The organism is Curtobacterium sp. NPDC090217, assembly GCF_044746705.1.
Taxonomy (GTDB): Bacteria; Actinomycetota; Actinomycetes; order Actinomycetales; family Microbacteriaceae; genus Curtobacterium.
Map to the genome: position 1 here is coordinate 142,503 of NZ_JBIVCR010000005.1, position 19,721 is coordinate 162,223.

Here is a 19,721-nt window from a genome sequence, read left to right on the forward strand (position 1 = left end):
GCGTCAGCGCTTCGCCGCACAGGTGACGGTGGCCGCACTCTGCCCGGAGACGTCGGCCGGGAGCGGCGACGACGTGGGCGGAGCCGATCCCCCGGGTGCCGACCCCCCTTGTGCCGATCCCCCTGGTGCTGTTGCTCCCCCCGGTGCGGCCGACCCGTCTGGTGCTCCTGACGGCGGGGCCGACGGGTCGCGGACGGCGGAGCGACCGAGGCTCTCCGCTCCGAGCACCACCGGCTGGTCCTGCTGCAGCACGGCGTTCAGGGCGCTCGCCGGACCCTTCGCGACCAGGACCCGCGCGGGGTCCGTCGGGTCGTCGACGACCGGGTACTGGACGAAGGACATGTTCGACAGCCCGACGGAGTTCACGGTGAGGGCCAGCCGTGCGAGCGTCGTCGGGTCGGCCAGCGTGTCGGAGAGCGTCATGTGCTTCGACGCCGTCGTGGCGAGCCGCAGGACCTTCCCCGGGTCGGTGAGCGTGCGGGCGGACACCGTCTGCCGCGCGAGCGCCGCCATGAAGGTCTGCTGGTTGCTGATCCGGGCGAGGTCGCTGGAGTCTCCGACGCCGTACCGAGACCGGAGGAACGCGGCCGCCTCCGCTCCGGACAGCTTCCGGTCGCCCGCCTGCAGGTCGAGCGCCGGGGTGACGTCGGTGTCGTGGATCGGGGTCGCGAGGCACACCTCGACCCCACCGACGGCGTCCGCCATCGCCACGACGCCGTCGAAGGTGATCATGCCGGCGTAGCCGATCTGGAGTCCGGTGAGTTGGTCGATCGTCTTCGCGACACAGGCGAGCCCGTGTTGCTCGCCCCCTCGGCCGAGCGCGGTGTTGAGCATCGCTGCCGGCACCGCGGGCACGACCGTGCCCTGGTCGTCCTCGCACGCGGGGATCGGGACGACGAGGTCGCGCGGGAAGCTGACGACCGCCATGTTGGTGTGGTCCGCGGAGATGTGCACCAGCAGGTTCGAGTCGTTGTGCCCGACGCCGGAGCTCGCACGGAGGTTCGCCGCGTCGTCGAAGCCGGCACCCTGCCCCTCGCGGGTGTCCGTCGCGACGAGCAGCATGTTCACCTCGCCGGTCGCGGCCGTCAGCTGCGGTGCGGCGCTCGAGTGACTGCCCGGCATCGCGAGCGAGACCGTCGGCTTCGCATCACGCACCACCTGCCACGACGCGATCGCGGCGACGGAACCGACGCTCACCAACCCGATCGCGGCGACCGCGGCGACGGCCTTGACCGCCGGACCGAGCGTGCCGTGTCGACGCTGCCGACCGTGTCGCGCAGCGGGTACCCCACCGCGCGTCACCGGACCGCCCCCGTTGCGAACCCCTCATCGTGCATGTCGTCAGTCTCGACCAGTGCCCGCGGACGCCGGATCATCCTTTGGTCGATGATCCGGGGCCGATGGTCTGAATCGGTCCGTCCGCGTTGCCGGCCCGCGACGGCGCTCGTAGTGTCGACGTGTCGCTGGCGGACGAGCCGTCGAGCGGACGAGGAGCGTTGCATGTCGAACCGCGAGACCGACCCCCGGACCACCGGAGCCGCGTTCCGTCGCTCTGCCGCCACCGTGGCGGTCGCCTGCGCCGTGGCCGGATCGCTCGTCGGTCTCGGTTCCGTCGGCGCCCTCGCCGCACCGGAACGCACCTCGGCGCACGGCTCGACTCCGACCGCCCAGCCGACGCCCGTGCCGAAGGTGCAGTACGGCGATGCGGACATCGCGCGGTTCCAGGCATCGCCGTACGCGGACGACGCGGTCGCACTGGCCGCGGCGTGGAACACCGACGTCACGACGGCGAAGGGTCGAGCGGGCGCCGATCTGCGAGCCGGGACCGCGCTGCCGTTCGCCGCCGGGGACGCCGCCAGCTACCCGTTCACGCAGGAGCAGCAGCGCAACGCCTTCTTCCTCGGGTACGGGGACTTCCAGCAGGCTCTGGGGCTCGCCGTCGCCTGGGGCGTGCCCGACGTCGACACCGTGAAGACGAAACTCGGAGCTGGGGTGATCGCCCACCGACCCATGCCGGCACCGCCGACGACGTACACCGATGCCGAGTACGCGCGGGCGTTCACCGCGAGCGGGTACGACGACGGCGACGGCGCCCGTTTGGCGGCCCTCTGGCAGAGTCCTTCGACCTACAGCGCCGAGGTCACGGCGGGGAAGGCGCTCCTCGCCGGCGCCACGCTGCCGCTCTGATCGTGCCGACCACGGAGCCCCTCACCGCGCGGGTCGGTTTCGAGGTCGAGCTGCTCGCCCCCGCCGGCAGCAGTCGCCGCGCGTTGGCCGAGCGGATCGCCCTCGAGCACGGCGGCAGCGTCCACCGGGTACTCCACGTCGATTCCGAGCCGTCGCTCGTACCGGGCATGGGCCAGTTCTGGCACCTGACACCCGGGTACCGGATCGACGACGCGACCGGGACCGAACTCGCCACCCTGGTCGACGACATCACGATCGTCGAGGACATCCGACGCGACCAGCTCGCCGCCCGGTGCGGGGAGACCGGCCACCAGGGGTGCCCGCTCTGTCGACCGGAACCGGACCGCGACGCGTTCCGGATCCTGTCAGACGACCTCCGGCTCCTCCGGCTCGCCGGGGACACCACCGGTGCGCGGACACGCTTCGAACACGCCCTGGACGGCATCGCCCGGGTGTTCGACGTCCCGGTCGAGACGGTCGGCGCGGTGCGACGGGTCCGCGACCGCGCCGGAGCGAGCATCGCCATGGCGACCGCGGTCGCACCGGGGCGTGAACGACCGTGCGAGATCGTGACGCCGCCGATCCGCTCCGGGCACGCCGAAGCGCTCGAGGCGCTGCTCGGACCGGCGCGGGCGCTCGGCTTCTTGGTCCCGGTCGAAGCAGCCGTCCACCTACACCTGGATGCCGGTCCGTTCCGGAGCGTCCCGGCGTTCGCGAACGTCGTCCGGTTGTTCACCGGGTACCGCAGTGGGCTGCACGCCGTCCTGGGGACGAACCCGCACTGTGTCCGGACCGGCGCACTCCCCGAGGCCCTCACGACGGTGGTCGACACCGAGTCGCGGTCCGGCGCGGACTGGCCGCGACTGCAGGAAGCAGTCCGTACGCTCGGACTCACGAAGTACCTCGACGTGAACCTCACCGCGCTCCTGACCGACACCCCGCCCCGTGACACCATCGAGGTCCGGATCCTGCCCGGCATGCTGGACGGCGAGGACATCACGGGGCGGGCGGCGATCGTGCAGGCCCTCCTGGAACGGTGCCTGGATCCGACGCCGCTCCCGCAGCCACCGCGTGGGGTGCCGTCCGAGGAGGCGCTGCTCGTCCTCCTCGCCGACGCTCGGGCCCGACAGCTGCAACGCATCCGTCCGGCGTTAGCGTGAGACCCGTGCGACGGCGACGCGAACCGATGGTCCTGCTCCGGGGACCCTCGCGACGACGGCTCGTCGTCATCGCAGCGGGCACCGCCGCGTACTTCGTCGGACTCGCCGTGGCGCTGCACCTGGCCTGGTACCCACAGGGGCTCCCCGGCTACGTGTTCTTCGGGGTCGCCGCCGCCGTCGCCGCGGCGACCTGTGTGCGATGGCCGTTGGAGACGTTGACGAACCTCACCGCCTTCACGGCGTACGTCTGTCTCGCTCCGCTGCCTGAGGAGATGTACGGGTTGTACGTCCGGCCGCCGGAAGCGCTGATCCCCCTCGCCCTCGTCACCTTCCTGATCATCTCGAACGGCGGTCCGGTGATCGCCCCCGCTGCCACGTTCGGCACGCTCGCGGTCCTGACGATCGTTCCGTGGAAGGACGTCGTGCAACTGGCCACCGAACACCGTCCGTGGTCCGAGGCCGCCCTCATCGACTCCGGGACGGACCGGTCGGTGCTGCTCGGCGAACTGATCGGCTGCGCGCTCGTCGTGCTCGTCGCCGTGATGCTCCGGCGGCAACGGCGGGTCACCGCGCAGCTCGCCGAACAGAACCGCGAGCTGACACGCCTGCAGGCCGCCACGATCGCGCACGCCGCCGAACGCGAACGCACCCGCGTCGCCCGCGAGGTGCACGACGAGGTGGCGCACCACGTCGCCGCACTCGTCATCCACGCCCAGTCCTCCCTGCGGATCGCCGACCGCGACCCCGGACAGCTCGTCGACGCCATGCGGGTCGTCGCCGAGGGCGGCCAGGACGTCCTCGCGCGCATCCGCTCGGTCGTCCGTGTCCTCCGCGTGCCCCCGGAGACGGCACCGGCACTCGGCAGCCTCACCGACGAACTCCTCGCCCTCTGCGAACGGATCCGCGCCATCGGGTACGACGTGGACAGCAGCGTGACGGTCCGTGGAGAGGTCCCCGAGCGCGAACGCGCCGCCATCCTCGGCATCGTCCAGGAGAGTCTGACGAACGTCATGCTGCACTCGTCCGCGCGGACGATCTGCATCACGGTGCAGGAGCAGCAGTGGTCCTGGACCATCGACGTGACCGACCCCGGTCCGAAGCAGGAGCGGTTCCCGAGCGTGCCCCGGGGCGGCTCGGGGATCCCCTCGATGCGGGAACGGGCCGGTACGTTCGGCGGCGGCGTGGTCGCCGGACCGAACGGGGACGGGTCGGGGTGGTCGGTGTCGGCCACGATCCCGATGATCACCCCCTCGAACAAGGAGACGACCAGATGACGCTGCGGGTACTCGTCGTGGACGACCAGGCGATCGCACGAGCAGGCCTCGCGACGATGCTGGACGCCGAGGACGACATCGACGTCGTCGGCCAGGCGCACGACGGCGAGAGCGCGGTGCGGGCGGCGCTCGCGACCGAGCCCGACGTCATCGTCATGGACATCCGGATGCCCGGCCTCGACGGCATCGGTGCGACGCGGCGGATCCTCGCCGCACAGGCCTGCGCGGTCGTGCTCATCACGACCTTCGACGACGACCAGTACCTCTTCGACGGCATCGCAGCCGGTGCTTCCGGCTTCCTGTTGAAGGACTCCGGGCCGGACCTCATCGGCGCCGCCGTCCGCGCCGCCGCCCGCGGGGACTCCCTCATCGACCCGGCGATGACGCGTGCGCTGATCGACCAGTCGATCGCCCCCGCTCCGGCTCGGCGGGCCGACGCGGTCCAGCAAGCCGCTCTGGCGTCGCTCAGTGACCGCGAACGAGACGTCCTCAGCGCCGTCGCCCGCGGCCTGAGCAACGGGGAGATCGCCAGCGAGATGTTCCTCAGCACCGCGACCGTGAAGAGCCACATCTCGAGCGTCTTCGCGAAGACGGGCACGAAGACCCGCGTGCAGGCGGTGGTGTTCGCATTCGCGACGGGCTTCACGGATCCGAGCACCGGCGAGCCGGTTCCACCATCGGGCTGACCGCGAACCGCGGTGATTCCGACGAAGGGAGGAACGCGAGGCCGCCAGGACGCGCAACGTGGAGACATGCGCACCATCCGGATCGGTCTCAGTCTCCTCGCCGCCACCGCCACCCTGGCGGCACTCTCCGCCTGCTCGGGCACCGGCACCCCGACAGCGTCCCCGACCGCCACGTCGACCGCCGACGCCACGACCACGACCGCCACGCAGCACGCGACTCCCCCGACGTCCCCGTCGCCGTCAGCAACGGGAACGGCACAGGGGTCGTGCGGCACCGAGTCCGCTGCGACGGCCGTGCAGCAGGCGGTCGCGACCCTGCCCCGCCCGGTCCCGAACCTGCCGGACGCGACGTGGGACGCATCGCACGCGGACACATCCGGGTACGACCCGTGCGCCGCGCTCGCGTGGTCCGTCGTCTCGGTGACCGACGGGACGCCGAGCTCCCCGAACGCCATCCTGCTGTTCCACGACGGCAAGTACCTCGGCACCGCCACCAAGGTGCAGTACCCGTTCGAGCCGACGGTCACCCGGAAGTCCGACACCTCGATCGCGGTCACCTACCGGTACGCGAAGCAGACCGACGCGAACGCGAACCCGTCGGGCACCGCGGACGCCACCTTCACGTGGGACGACGCGGCCGGCAAGGTCGAGATGCAGGGCGCCGTCCCGCCTGCGACGTCCTGACCGACCACGGGCGCGCCCGCTCCGGGTTCGGAGCCGACCTCACAGCGTGAGCGCCCACTCGAGCTGTTCGGTCTCGAACACCGGTCGGAGGATCTGCCGCTCCTCGGCGCCGATACCGAGATCGGCCGCGACACGGTCCCAGCGGGACACGGCCACCGCGACGCTCCGGAGGATCTCCCGGGCGGCCGGGTCGCGGAGCCGGAACGCAGTCGCGATCGCGAGGAGGTTCCGGAGCTGCCGATCCGAGGGATCGTCTCGATCACTGATGGCACGCGAGTCGATCACCCCGCGCTGTCGGCTCGGATTGACGTCGAACAGCGGAGAGAGCCGCCAACCATCCGCTGTGTGGAGGAACGCATGGTTCCTCCAGTGGTCGTCGACGTTGTTGACGAGGACGGACAAGGCGATCCGCGCGTACATCTCTCGGAGGTCCGTGGCCGCCGCGACGCTCCAGTCCGCGATCGTGTCCGCGAAGTCCTCGTAGGTCGCCCGGGAGCCGTCGTCGTGCGCGCCCAGCCCGATGGCCGATCGTCCGGACAGGTAGCCGTTCCGCAGACCCGTGTCGTCCCGATCGAACCGTTCGGAGACGAGCACGGCGCGGCCGGCGCCCGTCGGAACGAGCGTCCACCGCGGCGTGGTCATCCCTCCGGCCGCAGCAAGAGTCAGGGCGACGCCTTCCCACCGTTCGACATCAAAACGGCCGTCTTTCGAGTGTGGGAGCTTCGCCAGGGCGAGGCGCCCTTCGGACGTCAGGACGTTGGCCTTCGGCCGTGCACCGCCCGGCGACGTCGCGACGTCGTTGAGGTAGGCAATGTCGTCGTCCGAGGCCCGATCGTCCTCGTACCGTTGTGCTGCCTCCACGATCCGGGCGAGATCATGCAGGTTCGCGACACCCTGCTCGCTCGAGAGCCAGGAGCCATCGGCTCGGAACCTGAGCGCTCCGGCACGGGTGTGGTCGGCAACACCGAGCAGGTAGTCGAACTCGCCGAGCCTCGTCGGCAGATCGGCGTCGTGTCTGCGCCGCCGAGCGTGATCGGCACGGATGAGCTTCTGACCCCAGTCGTCCGGTGCCGCGTCGCTGAAGGCACCGGGTAACGTCTGGTTCTCGGCGGTGTAGATCCGCCCACTGACCATCGGGAGGTCCGGCGAGATCTGCCAGCCCCGGGGCAGCCATCCAGCGTCGTACTCGAAGGACGAGGACGCCAGAGTTCCTCTCCCCAAGAACGACGGTCGCAACGTCCCGATGCGGTAGTCGCCGTCGGCTTCCGTCGTCCACACCTCGACCTCAGTCGGGATCACAGCTTTCCGCCACCGCTCAGGAGATCGTCGATCCGCGCTCGTGCAGCGTCGCTTCTGTACGGGTCGATGCCAGCGATGACTGCGTCAGCAATGCCGAGGGCGCCGAGAACCGCGAAGAGCGAGTCGATACGGCCGCCTTCACCAGCCTCGATCGCCCTGAGTGTCTGCCGTGTCACCGCGGCTCGTTCGGCAAGTTCGGCCGCCGAGAGCCCATTGAGTGCCCGCCACCGGCGGATGTTCTCTCCGAACGCGGTGAGCTGCCGTCTCCGCCGGAGAGATGAACGTTGCACCATGACTGCCTCCTGGTAGGAAATGGTGCCAGAAAGTATCCGATCTGTAATGATTTCCACCCATTTGGCGATCAACTGGCGGCGCGCTCCCTCGCTTCCATCGCGTCCCAGGCGAAGCTCGCGAGCCAGTGCGTCGAGTAGTACTCCTCGCCGACGCTTGCGGCCAATCCCGACGCGAGGAGCCGATCCGCCGCCTCGTCGAGCACCGCAGCGAGCGGCTCGCCGTCGCCCAACGCGTCAGCGATGCGGCGGGCCGATCCGGCGCGCGACAGGTCGAGCCCGAACAGGTGCACCTGCTGCGGGTCGTTCTCGTCGCGGACGGTGGTCGAGCTGAGGATCGCGTCGCCCGGCTGCACCTCGGACAAGAACGCGCGGGCCCACGGCGCGAACTCCGCCGCCGGCAGCACCGCGCGCATGAGGTCCGCCTCGGCCAGGCCCGCGGACAGGAAGTCGTGCCCGCTGCGCTCCCAGGCGAACGGCCACCCGGCGTCGTCCCCGAACCACTGCCGCGCAGCGCGCTCGCACGTCGCCGCGAGTTCGTCGCGCCCGAGGGACCGTGCCGCCTCGAGCACGAGCAGCAGCCCGAACGCGGAGTTCGCGTGCACGCCGTGGCGCACCGGGTGGGCGGCGCCGTCGACCCAGTTCGTGACGAGTTCCTCGACGACGTCGACCAGTGGGACGAACCCGGGCGCGAGGGACCGGATCGCCAGGACCTCTGATGCGGTGACCTCGGCGGCGAGCCGCATCAGCCAGGCCCATCCGTACGGGCGCTCGTAGTGCGGCGTCCCGCGGAGGTACGCCGCTTCCGTCGCGAGGTGATCCGCGCTGAGGTGGGCCTGCAGGACGGAGGTGAGCCGTGCCTCCAGTCCGGTCGGCAGACCGAACGCGACCAGGCGCGCGGCGAGCCAGTGCATGTGCACCGAGGAGTGCCAGTCGTAGGACGTGGCGAACGCGGGGTGCAGCTCGACGGGGAGCGCCCGGTCGTCCGGACCGGACGTCGTGTGGTGCGCCGCGTAGGGGTACTCGCGGGTGGTGTTCTCCACGGCGACGGCCGCGAAGCGGTCGGCCCAGGCGATGCGGGCCAGATCAGAATGCGACAAGGTACATGACTCCCATGTTGACGACGAGCAGGATGGCGGCGGTCGGGATCTGCGCCTTGATCGGCCCGTACTTGTCCCGCATCTCGAGCAGGGCAGCGGGGACGAGGTTGAAGTTCGCGGCCATCGGGGTGACGAGGGTGCCGCAGAAGCCGGCGAGCATGCCGATGGCGAAGATCGCGGCCGGGTTGCCGTCGAAGCCCTGGACGAGCACCGGCCAGCCGATCGCGGCGGTCATGATCGGGAAGGCGGCGAACGCGTTGCCCATGATGATCGTGAACAGCGCCATGCCGAGGCAGTAGACCACCACCGCGGCGATCAGGGAGCCGCCGGGCAGGATCGTCTTGATGATCGTCCCGACGGCGTCGCCGACCCCGGCCTGGGTGAAGACGATGCCGAGCGTGGAGAGCATCTGCGGCAGGAGCGCTGCCCAGCCGATGGCCTGCAGCAGGCGGCCGCCCTCGCGCAACGGCGTGGCGACCTTCGGTGGCCGCAGGATGAACACCGCGACGACGACCGCGAGCACCGACCCGATGCCGAGTCCGGTCAGGGTCGCGCTGCCCTCGGCGAGGAGCGGCTTGCCACCGATCGACACGAGGGGACCGAGCGTCGCGACGAGCACCGCCACGACCGGCACGACCAGCGCCGGCACGAAGAGCCGGTTGCCGTACCGCGCGGCGAGGGTCGCGCGTTCCGCGGGGCTGGTCGTCGCGAGCACGCCCGTCGCACTGCTCGGACGAACGGTCACGCCGGTGGGTTCCGCGGGCCCCGTCTCCGCGCCCGCGCCCGCTCCGGGAACGGTCGCGACCCGGGTGCGGCTCGGCCGGCCGCCCCGTGCCGTCGTGCCGGTGAAGCCGAGCCCGGCGAGCGCGACCATCACGAGGACCGCGATCCCCAGCACCCACGCCGGAGCCGTCTTCGCCGTGACGAACGTGCCGTAGAAGAAGGACAGGCCGAGGATCCCCCAGAAGCCGGCGTTGCCGAGACGCTTGGCGTGCGTGGTGTCCGTCACGATCAGGACCGCGACGGCGATGAAGAACGCCCCGATGAGCCAGTAGAGCCATTCGCTGGTGATCACGCGGTCGCTCCGATGCTCGCCGAGGTGTCCGAGTTCCGCATGTCCGCGGCCATCCGGTCGAGCTTCCGGTCGAACAGCAGCAGCCGTGTGCCGTGCACCAAGAGCGCGGCGATGCCCGTCGGGATCGCCCACAGCGCCAGGTCGATCGGCTCGAGCGACAGCCCGTACGTCGCGTCGACGAAGGTCGTGATGAGCAGGATGGAGCCGACCGCGACGAAGACGTCCTCGCCGAAGAACACCCCCACGGTGTCCGACGACGCCGAGTAGCCCTTGATCTTCTCGCGCATCCGCTCGTCGATCCGGCCGTACTTCTTCGTGGCCGCGCCTTCTGCCATCGGGTGCACGAGCGGACGGACGGTCTGTGCCGGACCGCCGATGCTCGTCAGGCCGACGGCCGCGGTGATCTGCCGGACCGCCAGGTAGCCCGCCAGGATCCTGCCGGTCGTGAGCTTGTCGAGCTTCGCGATGAGTCGCTTGGCCTGGTCCTGCAGGCCGTAGCGCTCGATCAGGCCGATCACCGGCAGGACCAACGCGAAGGTGGTGACGGACCGGCTGGAGGCGAACCCGTTGCCGAACGCGTCGAGGATGCCGACGGGACCGATCCCGCCGATGGCCGCGGTGACGATGCCCGCGACGGTCACGACGAGCAGCGCGTTGACATGCAACGCGAACCCGACGATGACGACGGCGACGCCGATGAGGACGAACATGCGGGACAGTCTGGACGTGATTGTTCAACAATCGCAAGACCCTGCCGGGATCTGTAACACCACGGTCACACGCCTGCCCTGTGGAGGGATCGTGCCAGGATCGTCGGCATGACCCGAACCGTCGGCACCGCTGAGTCCGTCGCCGACCGGCTCCGTTCCGCCATCTCAGCCGGGGACTTCTCCCCGGGCGCGCAGCTGTCCGAGGAACGGCTGAGCGAGCAGCTCGGGGTCTCACGGAACACCCTGCGCGAGGCGTTCCGGCTCCTCGCGAGGGATCGTCTCGTGGAGCACGTGTTCAACCGTGGGGTGTTCGTCCGTCGGCTCTCCGCGGACGACGTCGCCGACCTCTACGCCGCCCGACGGGTGCTCGAGGACGCGGCGGTGCGCGCGATCCTGCCGGACTCCCCCGCGCTGGCGTCCGCCGCTGACGCCGTCGACGCCGCACACGCAGCAGCAGCCGCCGGGAACTGGCGCGCCGTCGGCACCGCGGACATCGCGTTCCACTCGGCGCTCGTCCGGGCCGTGCCGAGCACCCGGGTCCACGCACTCATGGACTCGTTGCTCGCGGAGATGCGGCTGGCGTTCCTCACGACGGACGACCCCGCGTCGTTCCACGCCGGGTTCGTGGAGCGGAACGCCGCGATCGTCGCGGCGCTGCGCGCCGGGGACACCTCGGCTGCGTCAGCGCTGCTGACCGACTACCTCGACGACGCGGAGCGGACGCTCCGGACGGCCGCGCCCCAGGTGGGCTGACAACGCCATCGAGCGATCGAGTGCGCAGACGATGTGACTCATCCGCGCGCGGGAGCAGCTTTTCTGCGCACTCGACGCACGGCCCTCGAGCACGCACTCGACGCACCGCTCTGCGCACGCAACGCGCGGTCATCTTGATGAGCAGCAGTAATAGGTATGAGCACCTTGACCGGGGCACATCGAGGCGTCGATCATCGGGTCCGTGACGGGCAACGCCGCCCGCCACGGAACGATCCCCGGAGGACGCAATGCCTGCACGATCCACCTCGTTCGGTCTCTCCCGCCGGTCCCTGATCGTCGGTGCCTCTGCCGTCGCCGCACTCGCGACCGCCGACACCGTCGTGGGCCCCTGGCGAGCAGCGGCCGCAGCTCCCACGGACTTCGCGCGGTACCGGTCGCAGTGGCTGGGCACGCTGATCGCGGACTACGACGCATCCGACCCCGTCCTGGTCGCCTACGTGCAGGACACCGCCACGGCAGCGAACGTGTTCTGGCACGGCGCGACGCCGCTCGACACCTCGGCGAACCGCACGACGCTCTGGGCCGACCTGGCGAGCCCCACCACCTCGTCGACCGTGACGAGCACCGCCAACCGACTGCGGCAGCTCGCACTGGCGCTGCGCTCCCCCGGCTCGAGCCTGTCCGGCAACAGCGCCCTGCGCGCCGACCTCGTCTCGGCGCTGGACTGGTTCCTCGCGCACAAGTACGACGCGACGTCGTACTACGACAACTGGTGGGACTGGCAGATCGGGACCCCACTGGCGCTGAACGACTTCGTCGTGCTCATGTACGACGACCTGTCCGCCGCGCAGATCAGCACGGCGATGGCCGCGATCGAGCACTACGAACCCGACCCGAAGGTCACCGGCGGCGCGACCTCGACGGGCGCGAACCGCAACTGGGCCTGCGCGGTGACGATGCTGCGCGGTGCGATCAGCGGCGATCAGGCGGTCATCGACGGTGCACGCCACGACCTCGAGACGATCTTCCCGTACGCGACGTCGGGCGACGGGATGTACACGGACGGCGGGTTCGTCCAGCACGTGACGTACGCGTACACCGCGGGGTACGGCCTGTCCCTCCTGCAGGTCCTCAGTTCGATGATGGTCGCGTCGCTCAGCACCCCGTGGGCGTTCTCGACCGCGCAGGTCGCCGAGGTGTTCGACTGGACGCAGGACAACTTCGCCCCGTGGGTCTACGGCGGCGGCTTCATGGACATGAACCACGGTCGTGGGATCTCCCGGTTCTACGAGACCGACCGCCGGCAGGGCAGGCTCGTTCTCGGCGTCCTGCTCCAGCTCGCCGCCGTGTTCCCCACGACGGGAGCACAGCAGCTCCGGTCCCAGGTCAAGGGGTGGCTCACCGCCTACGACTCGTACACATTCGCCGGGAGCACGCCGGGGGAACGCCAGCCGGGGTTCTTCACGTACGACCCCGTCCCCATCCAGCAGGTCCTGCTCACGTCGGTGGTCCTCGGGCGCGCGCTGATGGCCGACACGGCTGTGCCGGTCGGCGACGAGTCGACCAGGACCGTCGTCGCGACCTCGATGGCACGAGCGGTGCACCGCAGACCGGGGTTCGCGATGGGGTTCGCGATGGAGACCACCGCGATCAAGCCGTACGAGTGCGCCAACGGCGAGAACCGGATGGGCTGGTACCAGGGCGAGGGAGCGGTCTACCTGTACCTGCCGAACCAGCTCGGGCACTGGGCGAACGAGTGGTGGCCCACCGCGGACAAGACCCGCATCCCCGGGACGACCGTCGTCCAGAAGACCCCGACCGTCGGCGTCGGCGTCCGCTCCACCGTCGCGAACACCTGGGCCGGCGGCGCGGTGCTCGACGGCGACGCGGCGATCGGGATGGGCCTGTCGTTCACGACGCAGCCGCTCCGTGCGCGGAAGTCGTGGTTCTGCATCGGCGACGCGGTCGTCTGCCTCGGCGCGGGGATCACGAGCAGCGACGGCAACGTCGTCCAGACGATCGTCGAACAGCGCAACGTCGGACCGTCCGGGCGCACCGCACCGATCATCGACGGCGCGACCTTCGACACCGTCCGGAGCACCCCGACCGCGTTCACACCGAAGTGGGCGTACATCCCGAGCACCTGCGGGTACCTGTTCCCGCAGGATGGCACCACGGTGCAGGTCGTGCGTGAGGACCGCACCGGCAAGTGGACGGACATGGACGACCGTGGCACGTACGAGGACGGCACGACGTACTCGCGGCGGTTCATCGGGTTCTGGATCGACCACGGCACCGACCCGACCGACGCCCAGTACGCGTACATCCAGCTCCCCGGCGCGACCCAGGCGCAGGTCGCCGGGGCCGCAGCCACGATGGCCGACGTGACCATCGCCGCGAACACCGACGACGTGCAGGCCGTCACCAGGAAGACCGGCGCGGCGACGAGCACCGACCACGTCACGATGGCGAACTTCTGGAAGGCCACCACGCCACCGAAGGCCGCCGGCATCCAGGTCGACCAGCGGGCGTCCGTGGTGCTCAACCGACAGGGCGACCAGCTGTCCGTCGCCGTCAGCGACCCGACCCAGCGCGTCACCGGCGAGGTCGTCGTCACGCTCGACAGCGCCGTGCTCGAGCGCGACCCGGCGGATCCGGGCGACACCGAGGTCCGCGTGGTCTCGACGAGCCCGCGGCTGCAGATCGCGGTCCCGGTCGGCGGCGCAGCAGGGAGGTCGTTCGTGGCCCGGTTCCGGACCTCCTGAACCGGCGGGGAGATCATTTTCACGATATTTCGCTGCTCATACGTATGAATGAGCGATATCGCGTACGGTCATCCGTATTACCTCATCGACGAGGTCGACAGCCCCGGAGCAGACCCCATGCCAGCACCCCACGCACGCGTCACACAGCGCATGATCGCCGACATCGCCGGCGTGAGTCAGTCCACCGTGTCGCTCGTGCTGAACGGCAAGGCGGATGAGACCCGTCGGATCCCGGCGGCGACCCGGGACCGCGTGCTCGACGTCATCCGCGAGACCACCTACGTCGCGAACCCGGTCGCGCGGAGCCTCGTCGGCGCGACGAACGACCTCATCGGCGTCTTCACGTACGAGCCGGCGTTCCCGAACCGCTCGTCGGACTTCTACACGCCGCTGCTCACCGGCATCGAGAGCGCCGCGGAACACGTCCGGGCCGACCTGCTCGTGTTCACGAGCACCCCCGTCGTGAACGGCAGGCGGCGGCTGTTCCACGAGTCGAACCGCCTGCGGCTCGCGGACGGCTGCATCCTGCTCGGCCGCGAGATGGACGCCGACGAGCTCGAACGGCTGCTGGACACGGACTACCCGTTCGTGGCCATCGGCCGTCGCGATGCCGCCGGTGGCCGGGTGCCCTACATCGGTGTCGACTACGCGGCCGCGACACGGGCGCTCGTCCAGCGTGCGCTCGACCTCGGGCACGCCCGGTTCGGCCTGCTGCGCCTGCCACTCGGTGCCGAGTCGTCCCGTGACCGGCGTGCCGGCATCGTCACCGCCCTCTCCGGAGCCGGGCTCGACACGGCGGACGCACTCGTGGAGACCACGGTGACCGACCACCGGACGGTGGCCGACGCGTGGGAGGCGATCCGAGCCTCCCGTCCGACCGTCGTCCTGGTCGAGGACCCGGATGACGGCGAGGAGCTGCTCGAACTGCTCGCCGACGACGTCCCTGCCAGGGTGTCGGTCGTCGTGCTCGGTGAGCACACCCGTCACCGCGACCGCGGGACGGACGTCACGCGGCTCAGCGCGCCGCGGACCGAACTCGGCGCCCGCGCCGTCGCCGCGCTCACCGAGCGCATCGCCGCCGTCCAACGCGGCGATGCCCCGGATCCGGTGCAGGAGCTCCTCGCCTGCACACTCGTCGCCGGCACCACACTCGGCCCGCCGCCGCGCTGAGCCGAACGCGCCCGACCGCACGCCACCGCGGCCGCCCGCGCGCACCCGATCCCGTCCGAACCCGCTCACTCCCCGAACCGCCCCGATCCGTCAGGAGTCGCTCCACCATGCCCGGAACCACCCCAACACCGCCGCCGACCGTCGACGCCACCACGGACGCCGTCACGACCGACGTCGTCGTCATCGGCGGCGGCCTCGGCGGCGTCGCTGCCGCACTCGCCGTCTGCCGAGCGGGTCGACGCGCCGTCCTCACCGAGGAGACGGACTGGCTCGGCGGTCAGCTGACCAGCCAGGCCGTCCCACCGGACGAGCACCCGTGGGTCGAGCAGTTCGGCGTCACCCGGAGCTACCGCGCCCTGCGCGACGGCATCCGCGACCACTACCGCCGGGCGTACCCGCTCCGCGCCGAGGCAGCCGCGCTCGCCGACCTGAACCCCGGTGCCGGCCGCGTGAGCAAGCTCTGCCACGAGCCGCGCGTCGCACTCGCGGTGATCGAGGAGATGCTCCAGCCGTACCGCACCGCCGGACTCCTGACGGTCCTGCTCGACCACCGCCCCGTCGCCGCGACGGCCGACGGGGACCGTGTCACGAGCGTCACCGTCGAACGGACGGACGGCCGCCGGACCGAGCTCCGTGGCGCGTTCGTCCTCGACGCGACCGAGACCGGCGACGTCCTGCCGCTCGCCGGCGTCGAGCACGTCGTCGGCGCCGAGTCGCGCGACGAGCACGGCGAGCCGCACGCACCGGAGGTCGCCGACCCCGCGAACCAGCAGGGCATCACGTTCTGCTTCGCCGTCTCGCACCACGAGGGCGAGGACCACACCATCGAGCGCCCCGAGATGTACGACTTCTGGCGCTCGTACCAGCCGGACTTCTGGCCGGCGCCGCTCATCGGGTTCCTCGCACCGGACCCGCGCACGCTCGAGGCACACCCGCGCACCTTCGAGCCGAACCCCGACACCGACCCCCTCGCCGTCAGCGCCGACCAGAGTGCGGACGCCGGCGACAAGGAGCTGTGGGGCTTCCGGCGGATCGTCGCGCGGAAGCTGTTCGCGGACGGGGCGTTCGAGTCCGACATCTGCCTCGTCAACTGGCCGCTCAACGACTACTGGCTGAAGCCCGTGATCGGGACCTCCGGTGACGCCGAGGCCGACGCGGAGACCACCAGGCAGGCGCTGTACGAAGCACGACAGCTCTCGCGCTCCGTCCTGTACTGGCTGCAGACCGAGGCACCCCGACCGGATGGTGGATCGGGCTTCCCCGGTCTCCGACTGCGCGGCGACGTCACCGGCAGCGAGGACGGTCTCGCCAAGGCCGCCTACATCCGCGAGTCCCGCCGGATCCGTGCGGTGACCACGATCGTCGAGCAGGACGTCTCCGCCGAGGTCGTCGGCGTGACCGGCCGGACGCGCTGCCGCGACTCGGTCGGCGTCGGCAGCTACCGGCTCGACCTGCACCCGTCCACCGGCGGCGACAACTACGTCGACATCGCGAGCGTCCCGTTCGAGATCCCGCTCGGCGCCCTCGTCCCGCAGCGTGTGACGAACCTGCTGCCCGCCGGCAAGGACATCGGCACCACCCACATCACCAACGGCTGCTACCGGCTGCACCCCGTCGAGTGGAACGTCGGCGAGGTCGCCGGCGCACTCGCGGCCCACTGCATCGCGACCGACTCCACCCCCCAGGCCGTCCAGGCCGACGACGACCGCTTCGCCGCCTTCGCCGCCGGTCTCGACCGCGACGGCGTCGAGCGGCACTGGCCAGCGGTCCAGGGCTACTGACGCACCCTGACGCTCCACCTCACCCGAAAGGTCACAACGACGTGAAACCCAACGCACTGCGCATCGGCATCGACGTCGGTGGCACGTTCACCGACGCGGTCGCCATCGACGCCGCCACCCTGCAGCTCATCGGGCAGGCCAAGGTCCCGACGAGCCACGACCACCCCGACGGCGTCGCACACGGCATCGTCGAGGCGCTCCACCAGCTGCTCGAACGGATCGGTCGTTCCGCCGAGGACGTCGTGTTCCTGGCGCACGGCACCACCCAGGCGACGAACGCCCTGCTCGAGGGCGACGTCGACCCGGTCGGCCTCATCGGCGTCGGGACCGGTCCCGCCGGCTTCTTCGCGAAGCGGCTCCGACGGCTCGCGAAGATCGAGATCGCCGACGGCAAGAAGCTCCCCGTCGCGTACGAGCACGTCCCGCGCGCCGACGACGACCGGCACGTCGACGGTGTCCTCGACCGCTTCGAGCAGGCCGGGATCCGCTCGATCGTCGTCACCGAGCCGTTCTCCGTCGACGACCCCATCGGTGAGGAACACATCACCGAACGAGCGCGCGCCCGCGGGTTCCTCGTCACCGCGACGCACGACATCAGCTCGCTCTACGGCCTGAGCAAGCGGACGCGGACGGCGGTGCTCAACGCGGTCATCCTGCCGCGGATGTTCGCGACCGCCGACCTGGTGCAGTCGAGCATCGACGCGGCGGGGATCACCGCCCCGCTGATGGTGATGCGGTGCGACGGCGGCGTGATGTCGCTCGACGAGATGCGGCGGCGGCCGCTGCTCACGGTGCTGTCCGGTCCGGCCGCCGGCGTCGCCGGGGCACTCATGCAGGAGAAGCTCTCCGACGGCGTCTTCCTGGAGACCGGCGGGACCTCGACCGACATCTCGGTCATCCGCCGCGGCAAGGTCGCGGTGCAGTACACCGAGTTCGGTGGCAGCTCGACGTACCTGTCGGCGCTCGACGTCCGCACCGTCGGCGTCGGTGGCGGATCCATGGTCCGGATCCGGACAGGAGGCTCGGCGCAGGTCACGCACGTCGGCCCACGCAGCGCGCACATCGCGGGACTCCCCTACGCGTGCTTCGCGACGCTCGCGGACCTGGACGGCGCCACGCTGTCCACGATCGCGCCGGTCGCCGGCGACCCGGCCGACCACGCCGTGGTCGACGCGGCCGGTGGCCGCTTCGCGATCACGATGACGTGCGCCGCGAACGCCCTCGGTCTGGTGCCGGACACCGACTACGCGCACGCCGACCAGGCGGTCGCTCGCGCTGCCCTCGCACCGCTCGCGAGCGCACTCGGCACCGACGTCGACGAGGCCGCACGTGCCGTCCTCGATGCCGGTGTCGCACCGGTGCGTGCCGTCGTCGAGCGCATGGTCGAGGACTACCGGATCCCCGAGGAGACGGTGCAGCTCGTCGGCGGTGGCGGTGGGGCCGCCTCGGTCACGCCGCACACCGGGCAACGAGCCGGCAAGCCGTGGCGGATCGCCGACCACAGCGAGGTGATCAGCCCGATCGGCGTCGCGCTCGCCCTCATCCGCGAGCAGGTCGAGCGGGTGATCCCCGGTGCGACCGACGAGCAGATCCTCGCGGTCCGTCGCGAGGCCGAGCAGGCCGTCATCAAGCAGGGTGCCGCCCCGGCCGAGGTCTCCGTGGACGTCACGGTCGACCCGCAGTCGAACACCGTCCGTGCCGTCGCGACGGGCGCCACCGAGCTCCGCACGCAGGACCGCACGGCACGGCTCACCGAGGACGACCTCCGCGCGGTCGCCGCTGGGAGCCTGGGCGTCGATGCACGAGCGCTGACCGTCCTCGCGGCGACCGACAGCCACGTCGTGTTCGGGTCGCCGGAGGAGCGTCGGTTCCTCCGGAAGCCGAAGCACCCGGTGCGCGTGCTCGACCGCGACGGCGTCATCCGCTTCGCGTCGAGTGACGCGCTGGTGGACCAGACCACGGCGGGAGCCGGTGCCGAGGCGATCCCCCGGCTCATCACCGAGCACACCTCATACGGTGACGGTGGATCCCGTGCGCCGGCGCTCCAGCTGCTCGTCGGGCCGCGGATCGCCGACCTGTCCGGGGTGCTCGACGAGTCGCAGCTCGTGTCGCTCGCGCGCACCGAGGTCGAGGGGCACGACCGGGCGGAGTCGCTCGTGGCCGTGCTCGAGGTCCGGTCGTGACCGTCGTGGCCGAGGCGGCGGCGATGCGCGCGCTCGAGGACCTGGACGACGCCGAGCTCGGCGCGCAGCTGCTCCGTGGCGTGCCGACGAACGAGCTCCGCAGCGACGAGGAACTGCTGCGGCACGCTGCCAGGGCGACGGCGTTCGGCGCGGAGCTGGCCGGTTCGACGGCTGGTTCGACGCCGTCCGGTTCGACGGCCGGCCCGACGCCGGCGATCGTCGAGCACGACGGCGGGCTCGACGCCGCGCTGCTCGCGCAGTACGACTCCAGGCACCACCGGATCGACCTGTTCACCGACACGATCGCGTTCTGCGAGCGGCTCGTCGACGAGCTCGGGTGGCGACACCTGTTCCCGGTCGGCTCGGTACGTGCAGCGGCCGTCGAGCACGAGCGCGCGCACCACCTCGTCACGGCCGACCGCTCCCGTGGCCTCCGTGCGGCGCTCGACCACCAGGTCTTCCGCCTCGGAGGCTTCCGCCGGCTCGCCTACATCGCCGGCACCGACGAGGTGGCCGCACACGCGTTCGCCGCCAGGAGCCTCGGACTCACCCGGTCCCCGCTCCTCCTCACCCGAGCGGCGACGGCCGCGATCCGGACGCGCAACGATGCGCGCTCCGCTTCGAACCCGAAGGAGAACTGACC

At 71.1% G+C, this 19,721-nt stretch carries 17 protein-coding genes; 11 read left to right on the forward strand and 6 right to left on the reverse strand.

Annotation, left to right across the window (positions count from 1 at the left end; all coding sequences use genetic code 11):
* Positions 1–3: 3 nt before the first annotated feature.
* Positions 4–1,302 carry an LCP family protein gene (locus ACIPJ2_RS17170; RefSeq protein WP_402729838.1) on the reverse strand — a complete coding sequence of 433 codons (1,299 nt, stop codon included), beginning with the start codon at positions 1,300–1,302 and terminating at the stop codon, positions 4–6.
* A gap of 198 nt (positions 1,303–1,500) precedes the next feature.
* Here ACIPJ2_RS17170 and ACIPJ2_RS17175 point away from each other — a divergent pair, with 198 nt between their 5' ends.
* The 5 genes from ACIPJ2_RS17175 (at position 1,501) to ACIPJ2_RS17195 (ending at position 5,991) form a co-directional block, all read left to right on the forward strand.
* Positions 1,501–2,187, forward strand: a complete 687-nt coding sequence (locus tag ACIPJ2_RS17175) for a hypothetical protein (RefSeq protein WP_402729839.1) — start codon at positions 1,501–1,503, stop codon at positions 2,185–2,187.
* Between the two features lie 2 nt (positions 2,188–2,189).
* A complete protein-coding gene (locus tag ACIPJ2_RS17180; RefSeq protein ID WP_402729840.1) occupies positions 2,190–3,347 on the forward strand; it encodes an amidoligase family protein in 1,158 nt (385 codons plus the stop codon).
* A gap of 5 nt (positions 3,348–3,352) precedes the next feature.
* On the forward strand, positions 3,353–4,621 hold the full coding sequence (locus ACIPJ2_RS17185; RefSeq protein WP_402729841.1) for a sensor histidine kinase: 1,269 nt from the start codon (positions 3,353–3,355) through the stop codon (positions 4,619–4,621).
* Positions 4,618–5,307 (forward strand): response regulator transcription factor, encoded by a 690-nt coding sequence (locus ACIPJ2_RS17190; RefSeq protein WP_281265656.1) that lies wholly within the window; start codon positions 4,618–4,620, stop codon positions 5,305–5,307. The genes ACIPJ2_RS17185 and ACIPJ2_RS17190 overlap by 4 nt, the downstream gene beginning before the upstream one ends.
* 66 nt (positions 5,308–5,373) lie before the next feature.
* Positions 5,374–5,991, forward strand: a complete 618-nt coding sequence (locus ACIPJ2_RS17195) for an LppP/LprE family lipoprotein (RefSeq protein ID WP_402729842.1) — start codon at positions 5,374–5,376, stop codon at positions 5,989–5,991.
* A 39-nt stretch (positions 5,992–6,030) separates the two neighbouring features.
* On the opposite strand, the gene ACIPJ2_RS17200 is transcribed toward ACIPJ2_RS17195, so the two are convergent.
* From ACIPJ2_RS17200 to ACIPJ2_RS17220, 5 genes are all read right to left on the reverse strand, one after another.
* Complete coding sequence (locus tag ACIPJ2_RS17200; protein ID WP_402729843.1) at positions 6,031–7,290, reverse strand: type II toxin-antitoxin system HipA family toxin; 1,260 nt, start codon at positions 7,288–7,290, stop codon at positions 6,031–6,033.
* Entirely contained in the window at positions 7,287–7,583 is a 297-nt protein-coding gene (locus ACIPJ2_RS17205) for a helix-turn-helix transcriptional regulator (RefSeq protein WP_402729844.1), read from the reverse strand. Before ACIPJ2_RS17205 ends, ACIPJ2_RS17200 begins: the two co-directional genes overlap by 4 nt.
* 68 nt (positions 7,584–7,651) lie before the next feature.
* Positions 7,652–8,680, reverse strand: coding sequence for a DUF2891 family protein (locus tag ACIPJ2_RS17210; RefSeq protein ID WP_402729845.1), 1,029 nt, complete (start codon positions 8,678–8,680; stop codon positions 7,652–7,654).
* Positions 8,667–9,755 (reverse strand): DUF979 domain-containing protein, encoded by a 1,089-nt coding sequence (locus tag ACIPJ2_RS17215; protein ID WP_402729846.1) that lies wholly within the window; start codon positions 9,753–9,755, stop codon positions 8,667–8,669. Before ACIPJ2_RS17215 ends, ACIPJ2_RS17210 begins: the two co-directional genes overlap by 14 nt.
* Positions 9,752–10,465, reverse strand: a complete 714-nt coding sequence (locus ACIPJ2_RS17220; protein ID WP_402729847.1) for a DUF969 domain-containing protein — start codon at positions 10,463–10,465, stop codon at positions 9,752–9,754. Before ACIPJ2_RS17220 ends, ACIPJ2_RS17215 begins: the two co-directional genes overlap by 4 nt.
* A gap of 108 nt (positions 10,466–10,573) precedes the next feature.
* On the opposite strand from ACIPJ2_RS17220, the gene ACIPJ2_RS17225 reads away from it, so the two are divergent.
* The 6 genes from ACIPJ2_RS17225 to ACIPJ2_RS17250 all read left to right on the forward strand — a co-directional run bounded on the left by ACIPJ2_RS17225 (position 10,574) and on the right by ACIPJ2_RS17250 (position 19,719).
* Positions 10,574–11,218: a GntR family transcriptional regulator gene (locus ACIPJ2_RS17225; RefSeq protein WP_402729848.1), complete on the forward strand. Its 645-nt coding sequence runs from the start codon at positions 10,574–10,576 to the stop codon at positions 11,216–11,218.
* A gap of 248 nt (positions 11,219–11,466) precedes the next feature.
* On the forward strand, positions 11,467–13,944 hold the full coding sequence (locus ACIPJ2_RS17230) for a polysaccharide lyase 8 family protein (RefSeq protein WP_402729849.1): 2,478 nt from the start codon (positions 11,467–11,469) through the stop codon (positions 13,942–13,944).
* A 117-nt stretch (positions 13,945–14,061) separates the two neighbouring features.
* Positions 14,062–15,114 carry a LacI family DNA-binding transcriptional regulator gene (locus tag ACIPJ2_RS17235; RefSeq protein WP_402729850.1) on the forward strand — a complete coding sequence of 351 codons (1,053 nt, stop codon included), beginning with the start codon at positions 14,062–14,064 and terminating at the stop codon, positions 15,112–15,114.
* Between the two features lie 107 nt (positions 15,115–15,221).
* Complete coding sequence (locus tag ACIPJ2_RS17240) at positions 15,222–16,895, forward strand: FAD-dependent oxidoreductase (protein WP_402729851.1); 1,674 nt, start codon at positions 15,222–15,224, stop codon at positions 16,893–16,895.
* Between the two features lie 41 nt (positions 16,896–16,936).
* Positions 16,937–19,078: a hydantoinase/oxoprolinase family protein gene (locus ACIPJ2_RS17245; RefSeq protein WP_402729852.1), complete on the forward strand. Its 2,142-nt coding sequence runs from the start codon at positions 16,937–16,939 to the stop codon at positions 19,076–19,078.
* Complete coding sequence (locus ACIPJ2_RS17250) at positions 19,075–19,719, forward strand: hypothetical protein (RefSeq protein ID WP_402729853.1); 645 nt, start codon at positions 19,075–19,077, stop codon at positions 19,717–19,719. The genes ACIPJ2_RS17245 and ACIPJ2_RS17250 overlap by 4 nt, the downstream gene beginning before the upstream one ends.
* The last annotated feature ends 2 nt before the right edge of the window (positions 19,720–19,721 follow it).

Excerpts from the sequence above, each read along its gene's own strand:
- ACIPJ2_RS17190 (WP_281265656.1), top strand. The coding sequence starts at position 4,618 with ATGACGCTGCGGGTACTCGTCGTGGACGACCAGGCGATCGCACGAGCA.
- ACIPJ2_RS17195 (WP_402729842.1), top strand. The coding sequence starts at position 5,374 with ATGCGCACCATCCGGATCGGTCTCAGTCTCCTCGCCGCCACCGCCACC.
- ACIPJ2_RS17240 (WP_402729851.1), top strand. The coding sequence starts at position 15,222 with ATGCCCGGAACCACCCCAACACCGCCGCCGACCGTCGACGCCACCACG.
- ACIPJ2_RS17205 (WP_402729844.1), bottom strand. The coding sequence starts at position 7,583 with ATGGTGCAACGTTCATCTCTCCGGCGGAGACGGCAGCTCACCGCGTTC.
- ACIPJ2_RS17175 (WP_402729839.1), top strand. The coding sequence starts at position 1,501 with ATGTCGAACCGCGAGACCGACCCCCGGACCACCGGAGCCGCGTTCCGT.
- ACIPJ2_RS17230 (WP_402729849.1), top strand. The coding sequence starts at position 11,467 with ATGCCTGCACGATCCACCTCGTTCGGTCTCTCCCGCCGGTCCCTGATC.
- ACIPJ2_RS17220 (WP_402729847.1), bottom strand. The coding sequence starts at position 10,465 with ATGTTCGTCCTCATCGGCGTCGCCGTCGTCATCGTCGGGTTCGCGTTG.
- ACIPJ2_RS17235 (WP_402729850.1), top strand. The coding sequence starts at position 14,062 with ATGCCAGCACCCCACGCACGCGTCACACAGCGCATGATCGCCGACATC.
- ACIPJ2_RS17225 (WP_402729848.1), top strand. The coding sequence starts at position 10,574 with ATGACCCGAACCGTCGGCACCGCTGAGTCCGTCGCCGACCGGCTCCGT.